Here is a 359-nt window from a genome sequence, read left to right on the forward strand (position 1 = left end):
TCGTCTTGATCGTCGCCGTCATCGCGCTCGGCGTCGGTACCTATCTGGGCGTCATCATTCCCAATCTCAGCCAGCAATGGGTCGGTGTGGTGACGATCATCCTGGCCGGCGCTGTCGCCGCCATGCGCATCAAACTCAACGCCTTCGTCACCGGCATCTTCCTCGGCATCGAGATGCTGGCATTGCTGATCCTGACCGGGCTCGGCTTCGCCCATGTCGAGCGGCCGCTCTCCAGCCTGTTCACCGCGCCGCAACTGCTCGATGCCACGACCAACGCACTGGTTCCGGCCTCGGCCGCCGTCATCCTGGCCTCCACCGCCGTCTCGCTCTTCGCCTATAACGGCTATGGCGCGGCCGCC

1 pseudogene is annotated in these 359 nt (G+C 64.9%); it reads left to right on the forward strand.

The features are described from left to right. Nucleotides 1–359 (forward strand): annotated as a pseudogene (locus EN786_RS38140) (APC family permease); the annotation flags it as partial.

Source organism: Mesorhizobium sp. M4B.F.Ca.ET.143.01.1.1 (assembly GCF_004792275.1).
Classification (GTDB): Bacteria; Pseudomonadota; Alphaproteobacteria; order Rhizobiales; family Rhizobiaceae; genus Mesorhizobium; species Mesorhizobium abyssinicae.